Origin of the sequence: Corynebacterium massiliense DSM 45435, from assembly GCF_028609805.1 — a bacterium.
Lineage (GTDB): Bacteria > Actinomycetota > Actinomycetes > Mycobacteriales > Mycobacteriaceae > Corynebacterium > Corynebacterium massiliense.
This window is the reverse complement of sequence record NZ_CP063189.1, coordinates 1,655,064-1,670,738: the sequence shown is the minus strand read 5'-3', so window position 1 is coordinate 1,670,738 and position 15,675 is coordinate 1,655,064. Positions and strand designations below refer to the sequence as shown.

The 15,675-nt window shown below is 66.9% G+C and carries 14 protein-coding genes; 6 read left to right on the top strand and 8 right to left on the bottom strand.

The features are described 5' to 3' along the window. Positions 1–33 precede the first annotated feature (33 nt). From CMASS_RS07825 to rpsT, 3 genes are all read right to left on the bottom strand, one after another. A complete protein-coding gene (locus CMASS_RS07825) occupies positions 34–1,419 on the bottom strand; it encodes a type II restriction enzyme (protein ID WP_022863241.1) in 1,386 nt (461 codons plus the stop codon). Further along, on the bottom strand, positions 1,412–2,242 hold the full coding sequence (locus CMASS_RS07820; RefSeq protein ID WP_022863242.1) for a DNA adenine methylase: 831 nt from the start codon (positions 2,240–2,242) through the stop codon (positions 1,412–1,414). The genes CMASS_RS07825 and CMASS_RS07820 overlap by 8 nt, the downstream gene beginning before the upstream one ends. Before the next feature lie 146 nt (positions 2,243–2,388). Continuing rightward, positions 2,389–2,652, bottom strand: a complete 264-nt coding sequence (gene rpsT / locus CMASS_RS07815) for a 30S ribosomal protein S20 (RefSeq protein WP_022863243.1) — start codon at positions 2,650–2,652, stop codon at positions 2,389–2,391. Between the two features lie 323 nt (positions 2,653–2,975). Here rpsT and CMASS_RS07810 point away from each other — a divergent pair, with 323 nt between their 5' ends. Continuing rightward, the gene (locus CMASS_RS07810) at positions 2,976–4,154 is read left to right on the top strand and encodes an HNH endonuclease signature motif containing protein (protein ID WP_240482801.1); all 1,179 of its coding nucleotides are present in this window, start codon (positions 2,976–2,978) and stop codon (positions 4,152–4,154) included. Between the two features lie 86 nt (positions 4,155–4,240). Here CMASS_RS07810 and CMASS_RS07805 read toward each other — a convergent pair whose 3' ends face one another. Further along, a complete protein-coding gene (locus tag CMASS_RS07805; RefSeq protein WP_022863245.1) occupies positions 4,241–4,831 on the bottom strand; it encodes a type II toxin-antitoxin system PemK/MazF family toxin in 591 nt (196 codons plus the stop codon). 112 nt (positions 4,832–4,943) lie between these two features. Between CMASS_RS07805 and lepA the strand changes: the two genes are divergently transcribed. The 5 genes from lepA (at position 4,944) to CMASS_RS07780 (ending at position 10,816) form a co-directional block, all read left to right on the top strand. Further along, entirely contained in the window at positions 4,944–6,794 is a 1,851-nt protein-coding gene (gene lepA / locus CMASS_RS07800; protein WP_022863246.1) for a translation elongation factor 4, read from the top strand. Positions 6,795–6,863: 69 nt separating this feature from the next. Beyond that, entirely contained in the window at positions 6,864–8,162 is a 1,299-nt protein-coding gene (locus CMASS_RS07795) for a sensor histidine kinase (RefSeq protein ID WP_084684426.1), read from the top strand. Positions 8,163–8,184: 22 nt separating this feature from the next. Then, the gene (locus tag CMASS_RS07790) at positions 8,185–9,000 is read left to right on the top strand and encodes a response regulator transcription factor (protein ID WP_022863248.1); all 816 of its coding nucleotides are present in this window, start codon (positions 8,185–8,187) and stop codon (positions 8,998–9,000) included. A gap of 162 nt (positions 9,001–9,162) precedes the next feature. Next, positions 9,163–10,572, top strand: coding sequence for a YeeE/YedE thiosulfate transporter family protein (locus tag CMASS_RS07785; RefSeq protein ID WP_022863249.1), 1,410 nt, complete (start codon positions 9,163–9,165; stop codon positions 10,570–10,572). Between the two features lie 79 nt (positions 10,573–10,651). Next, positions 10,652–10,816, top strand: coding sequence for a hypothetical protein (locus CMASS_RS07780; protein WP_022863250.1), 165 nt, complete (start codon positions 10,652–10,654; stop codon positions 10,814–10,816). 2 nt (positions 10,817–10,818) lie between these two features. Here the strand turns inward: CMASS_RS07780 and CMASS_RS07775 are convergent, their stop codons facing one another. From CMASS_RS07775 to CMASS_RS07760, 4 genes are read right to left on the bottom strand one after another with little or no spacing between them, the layout of a single operon-like run. Next, positions 10,819–12,291 carry an ATP-binding cassette domain-containing protein gene (locus tag CMASS_RS07775; RefSeq protein WP_022863251.1) on the bottom strand — a complete coding sequence of 491 codons (1,473 nt, stop codon included), beginning with the start codon at positions 12,289–12,291 and terminating at the stop codon, positions 10,819–10,821. Further along, a complete protein-coding gene (locus CMASS_RS07770) occupies positions 12,288–13,130 on the bottom strand; it encodes an ABC transporter permease (protein ID WP_022863252.1) in 843 nt (280 codons plus the stop codon). The genes CMASS_RS07775 and CMASS_RS07770 overlap by 4 nt, the downstream gene beginning before the upstream one ends. Continuing rightward, positions 13,127–14,086, bottom strand: coding sequence for an ABC transporter permease (locus CMASS_RS07765; protein WP_022863253.1), 960 nt, complete (start codon positions 14,084–14,086; stop codon positions 13,127–13,129). The genes CMASS_RS07770 and CMASS_RS07765 overlap by 4 nt, the downstream gene beginning before the upstream one ends. Then, the gene (locus CMASS_RS07760; protein ID WP_033399618.1) at positions 14,079–15,593 is read right to left on the bottom strand and encodes an ABC transporter substrate-binding protein; all 1,515 of its coding nucleotides are present in this window, start codon (positions 15,591–15,593) and stop codon (positions 14,079–14,081) included. Before CMASS_RS07760 ends, CMASS_RS07765 begins: the two co-directional genes overlap by 8 nt. Between the last annotated feature and the right edge of the window lie 82 nt (positions 15,594–15,675).

Sequence of the window (15,675 nt, the reverse complement as noted above, 5' to 3'; positions counted from 1 at the left end):
TACGCGCCTGCGCAGTGTGCGCGCTAGCGCGGACTACGCGCCCTCGTCGACGACCGGCAGCAGCAGCTGGCCGCTGGGCGTGCTGCCGGCCGCGTCTTCCGCGCACAGGTCCAGCGCCCACTGCACCCAGCGTTGCACGGTGCGCGCCCGCCGCTTCAGCGTCTGCTCGCCAAGGTCTACGCCGGCGGACTGCATGGTGCCGACGACATCGTCAACCGGCGGCACGTCTCCCGCGCCGGCGGCTAAGGCGAGCGCCTCGCGCAGAACGGGGCGGGAGGCGAGCTGGTGCACCAGCGCCAGGTTGCGCGGGGTGCGCTCACGCGTGCCGATGATGCGCCGCCCCGTTTCCGTCAGCTGCGCCGCGCTATCAGTACGCTCCGCCAACCCGAGGAAGGCCGCGGCTTGCACATAGTAGGCCGCCTGCCGGGACGTGAATACGTACTCGTCGACGATCTCGTCGGTGGATAGCTCCGAGGCGTAGAGCAGTTCACACAGGTTGACGACGCGGTCGAAGCTATCGGCCTGCGGGAACGGCGCGGCGATGTCTTCGAGTGCCACCGGCGTGGTGGAATCCACCGCCTGCGCAAGCGTTGCCCGATCGATGGTGCTGGGGCTAACGGCGTAGCGCGCGGCCTTGACCAACCGGATACCGCGGTAGGACTCCGCGTGCGGGAATTCGTAGAGGTAAAGGCGGAACACGCCGTTGGAATACACCACGTACACCGGCCGGACCGGCTTGGATAACTGGGCAGAAAAGCGACGGTAGGGGTAGTACAGCTGCCGGACGTTGAAGTCGGCGGTGAGGTGATTTTTGGCCTCCACCACCGCGAGGTGGTCGGCGCTTTCAAAACCGGCGTCAATCTCCATCTGGGCGCGGTCGACGGTCACTGGCGCAGCGATGCCCTCCACGCGGAGATCGAACGAGCCGGTAGACATCCGGCCAGAGACGGTGGGGTAGAGCTCAGTCGATCCCAGAAAGTCGCGCAACATGCCCGAGGCGTACGCGGCCGCGAGCGCCAGCCCCTCTGAGGACACCGCGTCGTGGTGCAGGGGGTCCAACCCCTTCGGCAGCCCCATGACGTGGACTGGGCCTAGCTCCTCGTCGGGTGGGAAGTCGGCGTAGACGTCGAAGCGCCCCACCAGGTAGCGGCTGCGGCTAAGCGGCAAAATGGACAGCCCGTAGCGCTCGAAAATCCACGGCCGCGCGCCCCGGAAGTCGTGCTTGGCCATCAGCCGCGGCTCCCGGCCAGACAGTTCGTGCAGCTCGCGGGCGGTAATGGTGAAACAGCTGCCCGGGTCAGCGAAATCAGGGTGGTGCAGCACCCGCAGCCAGCCCACGTCGTTGACGCCGAGCCACACCGTGTCGGGCACCCCGAAGTGCTCCCGCAGCTCGCTGACGGGCGGGCGCGCATTAGTCATAGTTGCGCACCAAAACCTCGTCGATCTTGCCGCGCCGGGAGGCCACCGAGTTGATGGCACGGGTCGCGCCGACCACCTCCACGCGGTAGTCGGCGTACAGCTCGCGGATAAACTCCGTCGCGGAATTCGACAGCAGGAACCTCACGCCGCGGGAATCGAGATCATCGCACAAAGCCTTGAGCTCGTGCTGCTGCTGGCGCGCAAAACCGCCGGCGGCGTAGCCGGTGAAAGAACTGGTCACGCTCACCGGGTCGTAGGGCGGGTCTAAGTAGACAAAGTCACCGTCGCCGGCGTGGGCCACCGCGGCGGCGTAGTCGCCGTGGAGCAGCGTGACGTCCGCCTCGTTGAGGTACTCCGACATGGCGTCGATAGCCGGGCCATCGCAAATCGTCGGGTTGCGGTAGCGGCCATACGGCGCGTTGAACTGGCCGGCCGAGTTCACGCGGTAGAGACCGTTGTAGCAGGTCCGGTTGAGGTAGATGGTGCGGGCGGCCCTGGAAACATCGCCAAGCGCGGCGAAAGCCTCGACGTCGCGGTCCACGGCGCGCAGCGAGTAGAAAAACTCCGGCTCGTTGGGGTAGGAGGAAAGCCGCTCCTTCAGCTCTGCCGGGTGATCGCGCACCACCCGGTAGAGCGTGATGAGCTCACCGTTGAGATCATTGACGGTCGCCCGCGGCGGTGTAAGCGACCACAGCACCGCGCCGCCGCCTAAGAAAGGCTCGAAGTAGTGGTCCCAACCTTCCTCGGGCAGGGCGGTGCGGATCTGCGGCAGCAGCTGGCGCTTCCCGCCCGCCCATTTCAACAGCGGCTTAATCTGGCTCATGGTTTACTCATCCTATCGGCGACCCCGGACACCCAACTTTTCGCCTCGTGCGCTGGTGAAATGACACACTGGGCACGCAAAAAGCCGGCCACCCCGTCAAACGGGGCAGCCGGCAGCATCAGCCAGCGGTGAAACCGCGCGGCGAGTTAGGCCATCTTGTTGAGGGCCTGCGCCATGCGGGACTTCTTGTTGGCAGCGTTGTTGCGGTGGAAGACACCCTTGGACACGGACTTGTCCAGCTTGCGGGAAGCCACGCGCAGCTGCTTCTCGGCGGCCGCCTTGTCGCCGGCAGCGACGGTCTCGCGGAACTTGCGGATCTCGGTGCGCACAGCCGAACGGATCGACTTGTTGCGACGACGAGCCTTTTCGTTGGTGATGATGCGCTTCTGCTTGGACTTGATATTAGCCATGAGTCGTACCTCTTAAAGCTCTCGGTGAACAGGTTTCACACCAGCGCTTAGCGGCGTGTCCTGGACGTGAGACCGTCCGCGGCACTGGCGCGCGCTGCGAGCCCAAGGTCCTGCTCGCCGGGCAAGTGCGCCGCAAAAGCGTTGGCAACTGGAAAGACATTACCAGCGCACCGGGGCATTCCCCAAAACCTCGCGACGCTGCCTGTGGATAACTCAGAGGATTCTGTCGTGGGCAGTCCCTGCGGGTCAAAACCGGCCGAGTTATCCACAGGTGCGCTGGCGAACCCTAGACGGCGGTTGCGGGACGCTTTAGCTTCAACACCGTGAACCAACGTGAGAACCGTCCAGCACCGTCCCCGATTGATATGTACGCCAGCATTCTTGCCGATGCCCTCGGGCTCATCCTCGCCTGCAAAGGCTTCAGCCGTGCCGAACTCGTGGCCCGGGGCCTTCCGGACACGACGGCTCGAGACCTCTCCAGCCTCGTGGAGGTCTACTGCGGCGAGACTGCGTATACCCGCATGCGGGCCGACACCATTGAGTCCATCCGGATTAATGGGCATAGTTTGCCTGCTTTGTTAGAAATCGAAAAGCAGGCCAGCCGGGTACCTCACCTTCTGGATAAGTGGAAGATCTGTCGGCACGCGGCCAGTCTGGCTGGCTCGGCTCGGGAAATTGGAAAAGCCGCCCGCATCTTCACCAAGGAGCTGAAGGGGCCGCCGGCGCCGCCGGAGGAAGGGTGCCGGCTTACTCGCCGGGAGAATGGTGACGTGTGGTCGTTTAACATCAACGCCTCGAGTAAAGAGGTCGCGGAAATCGAGCAGCACATCAAGAAGCCGAGCGACATTCTTGACCTCATTCGGGACCGTGACAATGCCGTCGCTGCGGCCTCGGCCGCTGCGGCTTCCGCCTCCGTCGCGTCTGCGGCTGATGCCAGTGCATCGACGGTAGCGACGCAGCACGTGAGCTGTTCGAACTGCGGCAGTACCACCGAAGCGCGACAGGTGGTTTCCGGGCTGCGCACTAACGTGATCATTACTCTCGATGAACTGACCACAGTGCTTCGCGATGACGGCGACGACATCATCCTAAAAATGACTAACGGGGCGACGATGACGGGCCGCGACTTTGTCACCCGGATCCTCGCCGACGCGGGCCTGGTCACTCTCGTGCATCCGTACCACGGGCCGGCGAACCTCTACCGCCTGAGCCGCGTGGCTAACGACAAGCAGCGGCTGATGGCGATGGCCGAGTCGCCGACCTGCGCCTGGCCGGGATGCCACCACCCGGCCGATAAGGCTCAGGTACATCACCTCAAGGCGTGGAAGTTCGGTGGGAACACGAACCCGGAGAACTTGACGATGGCGTGCCCGTACCACAACGGGGTCAACGACGATGACCCATCGAAACCCCGCCGCGGGCGCCTCGAGAGAGTCAACGGCAAGGTCCGGCGGAGCCCGCCCTGGGCGACCACCTACCGCCCGGCCGGGGCCACTGCGTAAGGAGGCAAACCCTAGACACGGTGGATGCCGCCCGTTGATTGTGGGCCGCCAACGGCCGCTGCCAGCGCGCGGGATTGGGGCTGATCCTACGCCCAGTGGTACTTCGCCCGTAGGTGGTGCGCGATGCGCTCAAAGCGGCGCTGCGGGAAGAGGATGCCCTCGCGGCGGGTGTCCTGCTCGGAGACTTCAAGGATGCGGTCGAGGCGCACCCAGCACGGGCAGCCGGCTTCGTTCCAGTCGCCGGAGCCAATGTTGAGCCACCAGTCCTCGTCGGCGTGCTCCGGGTTGGGGGAGATGATGAGCCCCAAGACGGTGGTGCGAGTGCGCCCGACCACGAGCACGGCGCGTTCGTGGACGGTGCCGCCGTCTTCCTCCGAGGGGACAGGCACCCAAACCACCTCGCCGGAATCGGCCTGGCCGTCCATGTTCGGCGCGTAGAAAATAGAGCGCGGGCGATCGACGGTGCGCACCACATGGATTTGCGCCGCCTTGCGCGGGGTGGGCCCGTGCGTGGTGCTGCCCAGGCCGAGGCGGTCGTTGATGCGGCTCAAGCCGTCATCGACAGGCTCGCGGTCGCCGATGCCCAGAACCTTCTTGAGCCAGCGGACGAACGCGGGCCGCGGACGGTTCCCACTCTGCGCCCCGGGCCGGGGAGCTGCTTTCTGGCCGCTAGACATGTCACCTATCCTAACGAGCAAAGCACGCCCTAGGGTTGAGTAAGATCGGTCAAAGTTCTACGCGGCCACGACCGCGAGTTTCACAAGCCCACGAGGAAAGATAGGGACCTGGTTGTCTAAGAATTTCGCGGCGGAGACGTTCACGGACATCTCGCGTATCCGCAATTTCAGCATCATCGCCCATATCGACCACGGCAAGTCGACGCTGGCGGATCGCATCCTCCAGCTGTCCAAGGTCGTGGAAGACCGCGACATGCGGGACCAGTACCTAGACAACATGGACATCGAGCGCGAGCGCGGCATCACCATCAAGGCGCAGAACGTGCGTTTGCCGTGGGTGCCGCAGTCGGGCAAGCATGCCGGCGAAGAGATGGTCCTGCAGATGATCGATACGCCCGGCCACGTGGACTTTTCCTATGAGGTCTCCCGCGCGCTCGAGGCCTGCGAGGGAGCAATCCTGCTTGTCGATGCCGCCCAGGGCATCGAGGCTCAGACCCTGGCCAACCTGTACCTGGCCATGGAAAACGAGCTGGAAATTATCCCGGTGCTCAACAAGATTGACCTGCCGGCCGCCGATCCGGAGAAGTACTCGCTGGAGCTGGCCAACATCATCGGCTGCGAGCCGGAGGAGGTCCTGCGCGTGTCCGGCAAGACGGGCGAGGGCGTGCCGGAGCTTTTGGACAAGCTGGTGGAGCTCATCCCGGCGCCGGAAACGGAATACGCCGATGACGCGCCGGCGCGCGCGATGATCTTCGACTCGGTCTATGACACCTACCGCGGCGTGGTCACCTACGTGCGTATGTTCGACGGCACGCTCAAGCCGCGGCAGAAGGTGCTCATGATGAACACCGGCATGGAGCATGAGGTGCTGGATATCGGTGTGATGTCCCCGACGCCGACCTCGTGCAAGGGCCTGGGCCCCGGCGAGGTGGGCTACCTGATTACCGGCGTGAAAGACGTGCGTGAGACCAAGGTTGGCGATACCGTCACTTGGGCCAGCAAGGGCGCGGACAAGGCCTTGCGCGGCTACCAGGAGCCGAAGCCGATGGTGTACTCGGGCCTGTTCCCGATCTCCCAGGCGGACTTTCCGGACCTGCGCGACGCACTGGATAAGCTGCAGCTTAACGATGCCTCCCTGACCTTCGAGCCGGAGACCTCCGTGGCCTTGGGCTTCGGTTTCCGCTGCGGCTTTTTGGGTCTTTTGCACATGGAGATCACCCGTGACCGCCTGCAGCGCGAGTTCGACCTCGATCTGATTTCGACCGCGCCGTCGGTGACGTACCGCGTCGTGGCCGAGGACGGAACCGAGCAGTTTGTGCACAACCCGTCGGATTGGCCGGAGGGCAAGATCCAGGAGGTCTACGAGCCGATCGTCAAGATGACGATCATTGTCCCGTCCGACTTCGTCGGCCCGACGATGGAGCTGTGCCAGCAAAAGCGCGGGCAGATGGGCGGAATGGATTACCTGTCCGAGGACCGCGTGGAGCTGCGCTACACCATGCCGCTGGGCGAGATCATCTTCGACTTCTTCGACATGCTGAAGTCGCGCACCAAGGGCTACGCCTCGCTCAACTACGAAGAGGCGGGCGAGCAAGAATCCGACCTGGTCAAGGTGGACATCCTGCTGCAGCACAAGCCGGTCGACGCGTTCTCCGCCATCGTCCACCGCGAGCACGCGCAGCACTACGGCAACAAGATGACCAAGAAGCTCAAGGAGCTCATCCCGCGCCAGCAGTTCGAGGTGCCGGTCCAGGCTGCCATCGGATCGAAGGTCATCAGCCGTGAAAACATCCGCGCGCTGCGCAAAGACGTGCTGTCCAAGTGCTACGGCGGCGACATTTCGCGCAAGCGCAAGCTGCTGGAAAAGCAGAAGGAAGGCAAAAAGCGCATGAAGACCCTGGGCTCGGTCAATGTGCCGCAGGAGGCCTTCGTCGCCGCGCTGTCCACGGACGCGGAAGAGTAGCCGCGGCCGCGAGCTTTTCCTCCCCGCGGAGGATGGCCTGCCTGCCGGCCGGCGGCATAATTTGGCGGTATGAGTCTTTCGAGCGGTCTGCGGTCGTGGTACCGGGAGGCCCGGGCGAGCGAGCCGCGGGCGTTGGGTGAGTCCTACCCCGGGAACAACCGCCTGAGGGTGCCCGTCCTGGTGGCCACGTGCATCCTCCTCGGCCTGCTGATGGGGATCTTTTACATGGGGATGGACCTGCAGGATCACCCCGATCGCTCAGACCGGCTCAATGCCCAGATCTTTAGTGTGCACATCGGCGCTGCCATCGTGGCGTGGTGCCTTGCCCCGGCCGCGCTGCGGCACGTGCGTCGCGAGGTCGAGGGGGACGGGAACTACCCCGGCACGCGGGGAACTTTCGTCGCGGCCCTCGCCATCATGGTGACGTCGTGGTCATTTTTGACCCCGCCGCTAGTCATCGTGGTGATGGTCTCCGTCTTCGCTCGACGCTCGGTGGTGTGGAGCCTGTCGGTCATTGGCGGCGCTGCGGTGGGCGTGGCCAGCGAATTCCTCGCGCGGCGCGAGTTTTTGGACGCGCACATTGACGGCGAGGAGGTCTCCTACACCGTTCTCGGGTTGACGATGCTCGTCATCGTCGCCCTCATCGCGGGCATCGTGCGCGGCTACCAGCGCGAAGGGGCGTGGAAAGCGGTGTTTCGCGCACAGCAGGAGGCGGAAAACGCGCGCACCGAGTTGTTATCCGTCCGCCAGGAGGAGCGCGACCGCTTGGCCCGCGATATCCACGATTCGCTGTCGCACCGGCTGAGCCTCATTTCGATGCACTCGGGCGCGCTCGCCGCGGATGAGGGGGCGTTGAGCCCCGAGCTGCGCCAGCGCGCGGCCGACACGGTGCGCATGGAGGCAGCCGCCGCGGTGGAGGATTTGCGCTCCGTGCTCGACGTGTTGCGCTCGGGGGAATCGATGGAGCCGCAGATGGGTGTTGGGGAGCTGGTCGAGCGCGCCCGCGATGCCGGCGAAGACGTGTCCCTCCAGTTCGAGCAGGGCACCCAGGATGCGGATCTGGGGCACTTGCCCACAGTGGCCGCGCACGCGTTGAGCCGCGCGGTGCAGGAAGGGTTGACCAATGCCCGCAAACACGCGCCGGGTCAGCCGGTGACCATCCAGGTGGGGCGCGATCGGGGGATGCTGCGCCTGACGATGTCCAACCCGCAGCCCGACATCCCCACCGACGCACAGGGCGCACGCCACGGCTTGATGGGGCTGGCGGAGCGGGCGCGCATCGTCGGTGGCGACTTCACCCTGCACGCGACCGACATGAACTTCTCGTGGACGATAAAAGTACCGTTGACGGCGAAGGACAAGGCTTAAAAAAGGGGAGGACGATCCGGTCATGGCCGAGGGGAAGAACCTGCGGGTGGTGATTGTCGATGACGAAGAGCAGATGCGCAGCGGCGTGATGCTTATGCTGGCCACGGTCTCGGACATCGACGTGGTCGGGGAGGCCAGCAATGGGCGCGACGCGGTCGACGTCGTGGTCCGCGAAAGTCCCGACGTGGTTCTCATGGACATTCGCATGCCGGTGGCGAACGGCATCGAGGCAGTGCGCATGCTGGCCAGCGCCCAGCCCAATGCCGACGAGCGGGCCGCGGTCATTATGCTCACCGCGTTCGATACCGACGCGTTCATCATGGACGCCCTGCGCGCCGGGGCCATCGGCTTTTTGCTCAAGACCACGCCGCCGGATGCGCTGGCGGCGGCGGTTCGCGCGGCGGCCGATGGCCAGCAGATCATGAGCCCCTCGGTCGTCGAGCGTCTGGTGGGGCTCGCCCAGCGCCGCGAGCTGGGGGAGGGGCCAGATGCTGCCGCTGCGGATGCTGCCGCTACGGGTGCTGCCGTTACGGACGGCCCCGCCGCACAGGCACCCTCCGCACAGCCTGTCGCTCGGTACTCCACCGCGGGAGTCGAGTCCTCTCGCGCGCCCCAGGCGGGCGGTTCGCGCGAGGTGGCGCAGCGCAAACTGGCTCTGCTCAGCGACCGCGAGTTCGAGGTCGCCGAGTGTATTGCCCAGGGCTTGGGCAATGCGGACATCGCCTCGCGGCTGTTCGTCTCGCTCACGACAGTCAAGACCCACATCAAGCACATCCTGGACAAGGTCGGCGGCACCAACCGCGTGCACATCGCCATTACGGTCCTCGAAGCCCGCTAGCGCTCCTTGCTCGCGCTCCCCCGCTAGGGCGCCCGGTCGCGTGCGCATTACATTTACCCGCGCGGAGGTCGCTTTTGTGCGGTGGCGCGACCTAACCTCTAAGCGAACAGATCTGTTCACTGTAAATAGACGTTGCAGTCTGCGGCGGGCTACGGTGAGTGCATGCTTGCTACTGGACTTCTCGTCGGGCTCGCTTTCGGGTTCGTGCTGCAGCGCGGCCGGTTCTGCGTGACCGGAATGCTCCGCGACATCGTCATGAACAAAACCTGGCGCGGGTTTACCGCGCTGATGATCCTCATCTCGGTCCACTCGGTCGGACTCACGGCGCTGATTTCTACCGGAGTCATCACCCCGGAGTTCAGCAACTTCGCGCCGGTGGCCGTAGTGGCCGGCGGTTTCATCTTCGGCCTGGGCATCATCCTGGCCGGCGGCTGCGCCTCGGGCACGTGGTATCGCTCCGCTGAGGGGCTCGTGGGCTCCTGGATCGCTCTGCTGCTCTACGGCATCTCCGCCGCAGCCATGAAGAGCGGCCCGCTCGCCAGCTTTACCGATTGGATGAAGCACTGGAATACACCGGTGACCACCATCCACGGCGCCTTGGGGATCTCGCCGTGGGTGCTCGTTTTCGTCGTCTGCGCGATCACTTTCTTTATGGTGCGCTACTACCTGCGCAAGGACGCCGGGCGCCAGCGCTTTGCCCTGGGCCGCGCTTGGTACCAGAAGCCGCTGCATCAGTACGTCGCGGCGGTGCTGGTCGCGATCATCGGCACTGTCGCGTTCCCGCTCTCGGCGGCCGCGGGCCGCAACGACGGGCTGGGCATTACGACCCCGACGGCAGACCTGGTGCGCTACAGCGCGACCGGCGATGAAAAGTACGCCAACTGGGGCGTCATGCTGGTCCTCGGCCTGCTGGTGGGCGCGTTTATCGCCGCCAAGGCAGCGGGCGAGTTCCGCGTGCGCGTGCCCGACGCACAGACCGCCACGCGCGCGGTGTGGGGCGGCATCCTCATGGGCGTGGGCGCGAGCCTGGCCGGCGGGTGCACCGTGGGCAACGGCATGGTGCAAACCTCCCTCTTCAGCGTGCAGGGGTGGGTAGCCCTCCTCTGCATCGGGCTGGGCGTGGCAACGGGTGCCAAGCTGTGGCTGCGCCCGGCAGCCGCGCCCCGGTCGAGCGCCGGCCCGGCGTACAACGGCGCGTCCATCGACCGAGACGAGCAAGCGACCGAGGACGCCGTGCTGGCCGGCGGCCCGAACTTCGCCGACGCCACTGGGGCGGTGGCCCTCAAGCCGCGCACGGCAGAGACGGAGCCCGGCGCGGAGCTCGGCGTGCGTTCGCTTGGCGATGGCCACTTCTACCTCAACCAAGTCGGCGCCGTCTGCCCATTCCCGCTCATCGAGGCCAAACAGGCCATGGCACAGTTGGATCGCGGCGACGCGCTGGTCATCGACTTCGACTGCACCCAGGCCACCGACTCCATCCCGGCGTGGGCGGCCGACGCGGGGCACACCGTCACCGACCTGCACCACACCGGCGACGCCGGGTGGCAGATAACCGTGGTTAAAGGCGCCTAAATCCCAGCGCACATCACACCGGTGTCCGATACACTAAGGCGCTATAGGTTTCTCGCCAACAAGAAGCTGGGGACACCGTATGCACTTCGCTGAGCACGACGAATTCTTCTCCGGGAGCGCGAACAGCGCGGCCGCGCCTGAACACGCGGAAATGGCGGGGCTGGCCGCGGCCTTGAGCGTCTTCGACATCCCCGAAGAGCACCTCCTCGACCCCGCGCTCATGCGCCGGGTGACCGCGGGCTAGCCCTATCGCGTCGTCCGGGCGGCAGTGACCAGCGCGCGGGTGTACGCCTCGCGCGGGTGCTCCCACACCTTGTCGGTCGGGCCCTCTTCCACCACTGCGCCGTCGTGCAACACCACCACGCGGTCGCACAACCGCCGAATGACGGGGAAGTCGTGGGAGATGAACATGAGCGTGAGCCCGCGCTCTTTCACGAGCCGGTCCAACAGCTCAACAATCTGCCCGCGCACGGACACGTCGAGGGCGGAGACCGCCTCGTCCGCGAGCAGCACGTCGGGATCGCCGACGATCGCGCGCGCGATACCGATCCGCTGGCGCTGCCCGCCGGAAAACTCGTGCGGGTAACGGGCGGCGGCGTCTGGGGGCAAGCCGACATCGGCAAGCGCGGCGGCCACCTTGTCCCGCGGCGAGCCCGCCGTAACGCCCTCGGCGACGATGTCGCCCACCCGCATCCGCGGGTCGAGGGAGTCGTGCGGATCCTGAAAGACCATCTGCACCCGGCCGTCGACTGCGAGGTCACCTGCGTCGGGGCGCACCAGCCCGGCGATGCACGACAGCAGCGTCGTCTTGCCCGACCCGGAGCCGCCGACGATGCCGACGCGTTCGCCCCGCGCCACCCGCAGGCTCACCTCGCGTACCGCCTGCGTCGGGCCAAAGGACTTGGACACGCGGGTGGCGGTAACCGCCACGCGCGAGCGCGCAGGATCTCCCGCCGGGCGCGCGGGCTGCAGGCGGGACGCAGCGATGAGCTCCCGGGTGTACGGGTCCTGCGGCGCGGTCAAGACCGCCGGGGCCGGGCCGCGCTCGACGATGCGCCCGCCGTGCATCACCACCAGCTCGTCGCACATGGCTTCCGCGACCGCGAGGTCGTGGGTGATAAACAGCAGCGCGGTGTCGTGGTGCTCGGTGAGATCGTGGATGACGTTGAGCACCTCGGCCTGGGTGCGCGCGTCCAGGGCCGTGGTCGGCTCATCGCAGATGAGCAGGTCGGGGCGCGTGGCCATGGCCATGGCGATGAGCACGCGCTGGCGCTGCCCGCCGGACAGCTCGTGCGGGAAACGGCGCGCGGTCTCGGCCGGCAAGGACACATCCGCCAGCAGCCCTTCCACCGTGGTCTTTCCCGCGCGGGCGGCGAAACGCAGTTGCTTGCCGATGCGCATCAGCGGGTCCAGCGCCGTCAGCGGCTCCTGGAAGACCATCGCGACGGTGCTTCCGCGCAGGCGGCGCAGCTTCCTATCGGAGGCGCCGACGAGCTCGTGGCCGGCGAGTCGGACGCTGCCGGACTGGTGGAGCGCGTCCGGCACCAGCCCCAGGGCGGATAGCGCGGTCAGCGTCTTACCGGAGCCCGACTCGCCGATGATGCCGAGGCGCTGGCCGGCAAAGACGTCGAAGGACGCGCCGTCGACGAGGCGCGTGTCGGACGGGCCCGCGGCGGTGACCGTCAGATCCGTGACGCGGAGGATGGGCGAGTCGGTCATGCGTGCCTCCCTAGGCGGGTGTCGAGGGCGTCGCGGAGGCCATCGCCCAGCAGGTTGAACCCTAAGACCGTCACGGCGATGGCCGCCCCGGGAAACACGGCGAGCCACGGGTCGGTGGACAGGTGCGTTTGCGCGTCGTGGAGCATGCGGCCCCAGCTCGCTGCTGGGGGAGGGGTGCCCAGCCCCAAGTAGCTGAGCGCGGCCTCGGCGAGGATGGCGAGCGCGAAGTAGACGGACGCCTCCACGACGAGGATGCCCGCGATGTTGGGCAGCACGTGGCGCACCGCGATACGCGGGGCCGACACCCGTGACAGGCGGGCGGCGGCGATGAAATCGCGGTGGACGACCTGCAGCGTTCCCGCGCGCGCCAGCCGCATAAACGACGGCACCCCGGCGATGCCGATGGCCGCCATAGCGGTCAGCGTCGACGGGCCCCACACCGCGCCGGCGATGATGGCGAGCAGCAGCGCGGGGAAGGCGAGCAGCAGGTCGGCGCCGCGCATGAGCACACCGTCCAAGACGCTGCCGTGGCGCATACCGGCGGCGATGCCCAACGGGATGCCCACCAGCGCGGCGATGGCGACCGCGATGACGCCCACGCCCAAGGTGATGCGGGCGCCCACCATGAGCCGGCTCAAGGTGTCGCGGCCGAAGCGGTCGGTGCCCAAAAGGTGCGCGGTGCTCGGGCCGTGGAGGCGGGCGGGGGCATCGGCAAGCGCGGGCGGGTACGGCGTCCACACCAGCGACAATAAAGCGACGGCGGCGACCACCGCGACGATGCCGAGGCCGACGCGGCCGGTGGCCGGCAGGCGGCGGTAAAGACGGGCTGCCTGCGTCATACGCGGGCCTCCTTTCCGGGCCTGGCGCCGGCGCCGATCCGCGGATCGATGGCGCGGTACGCCACGTCTACCAGGAAGTTGATGAGCAGGGTGAAGGTGACCAGCAGCATGACGATGGACTGCACCGTGGTCAGATCGCGCTGCGTGACCGCGTCGAGCAGCATGGAGCCCAACCCGGGAAGGACGAAGACGTTTTCAATCACCACCGCGCCGATGACCAGCGTGGTGAGCTGCACGCCGGCGACGGTGAGCACGGGGAGTGCGGCATTGCGCAGCCCGTGGCGGACAAGCGCCTCCCGCGGTGACTGGCCGAGCGCCCGGGCGGTGCGGATGAAGTCCTGGCTCATCACGTCGAGGACGGCCGAGCGCACGTAGCGGGTGAGCATCGCGCCCTGCACCAGCGCCAAGGCGATGACTGGCAGCACCAGGCGCGCGGCGAACGCGCCCACGCTGTCGCGCGGGACCACCCAGCCGTTGGCCGGCAACCACCCCAGGCCCACCGAAAAGACGGCGACGAGCAGGATGCCGACAAGGAAACTGGGCACCGCGATGCCGACCTGCACGGCGGCGGTGACCAGCGTGCCGCCCGCGTCGCGATGGTGGCGCGCGGTCCACACCCCGGCCGGCAGCGCGATCGCGAGTGAGAGCGCCATGGCCAGGCCGACCAAGATGAGCGAGACCGCGCCGCGGTCGATGACCTCGGCCGAAATGTTTTCCTGCGAGGCCAGCGAGATGCTGAAATCGCCGCGAACCAGGCCTGCGACCCACTCGCCGTACTGGACGATGAGCGGGCGGTCGAGCCCCAGCTTGGCGGACAGCTCCGCCACCGACTTGTCGGTGGCGTTGACGCCCAACGCGATGCGGGCAGGATCCCCCGGCACCGCGCGCAGCAGCGTGAAGATGACGACGGACGCGAGGACCAAGGTCACCGCGAAACGGGCTATGAGCTTAAGCATCGGCACCTCGCAGGTCGGTGAGATCCATCCCGTCGGTCACCGCGTCCGGATGCACGCCGTCCACCCCGGGCCGGGTGACCACGATATTCGGCACGTTCATCACCGTCAGCGCGGCGGCGTCGGCCATAATCTGGTCCACCGCCTGTTCCATCAGCCGGTTGCTCTCGGCCGGGTTGGTGGCGCGATCGGCCTGCGCGAGCAGCTCGCGGGTGCGCGGGGAATCGTAGCCCAGGTAGTAATCCGGGTTGCCAAACAGCGTGGTGATGTCCCGCGGCTCCGCGTGGCTAATCACCGAAGCCTGGTAGTCGTGCGCGCCCATCACGTCCGCCAGCCACACCGCCGGAAACTCGGTGCTTTCCAGTGTCACGTCGAAGCCCACGGCGGTCAGCTGCGAGTACAAGAACTCGGCGATGGTCTGCGTGTAGGCGCGGGTGGGCACCTTGATGGTGATGGGGGCGCCGGTGGCGCCGGCATCGGCAAGCAACTGCTTCGCCTTGGCCGGGTCGTAGGGGTAGTAGTCCTTGCCGGTAAACCACGGATCGGACGGCGGGACGGGGGCGCCGCCGGTGTCGGTGCCGTGGCCGTCCCACACGATGGAGTTGGCGGCCTGACGGTCCACGGCGTAGGCGACGGCGCGGCGCGCCCGGGGATCATCGAAAGGCGCGGCGGCGTTGTTCATGGACACGACGAGCTCACCGGTGGTGGACCCGGTTTGCACCGGGTAGTCAGCGGGGAGATCCGCGAGCAGCTCCGGGTCCTGCAGGCCCCAGACGATGTCCGCCTGGTGCGTGCGCAGCGCGTTAACGGACGAGGTGGAATCGGGGAAGAACTTGATGGTCACGTCCTGGTGGGCAGGCTCCGACCAGTAGTCCGCCGCCGGGCGCGCGGCGAGGCGCAGGTACTCGCCGGGCGCGAAGTCGCCGACGGTGAACGGGCCGGTGCCGATGACCTCCCCGTGGGCGGCGGGCGTCATCTGCGCGCCGATGAGCGTGGACAGCGACCACAGCCACGAGCGGGAGGGGGCGCGCAACGTGACCTCGAGCGTGTGGTCGTCTATAGCGCGCGCCGAATCCACGATGTCCATGCCCTTGGCCAGCCCGTTGGTCCACTCGTTGCGCACCTGATCGATGGAGTAGGCGGCCGTGTGGGCGGAAAAGGCATCGCCGTTGGAAAAGCGCACGCCCTCGCGCAGGTGGAACGTGTAGGTCTTCCCGTCGGCGGAGGTCTCCCACGAGGTGGCCAGGCCCGGGGCGGGCTCGCCGCTGTCCGGGTCGATGTTGACCAGCGTCTCGTACACGTTGTGCATCAGCGCCCCGGGGATGGCGACGCCGCCGACGTTGGCGAAGTCGAGGGACGAAAAAGACAAGGTCGACGCAAGCGTGAGGCCGGGGGTGGCGCGATTGTCGTAGGACGGGACGACGGTATGACCAGCCGAGCACGCGCTCAGCGACAGGGCTGTGGCCGCGGCGGCCACGGACAGTGCCCTTGACGATGCGGGACGAACCATGGCCTGAGGCTACCGTGTTGACACTCACTTTCACCAACGGGGCCGGTGGGGATAGCTCTCTACACTGGGGAGAAATCTCTGT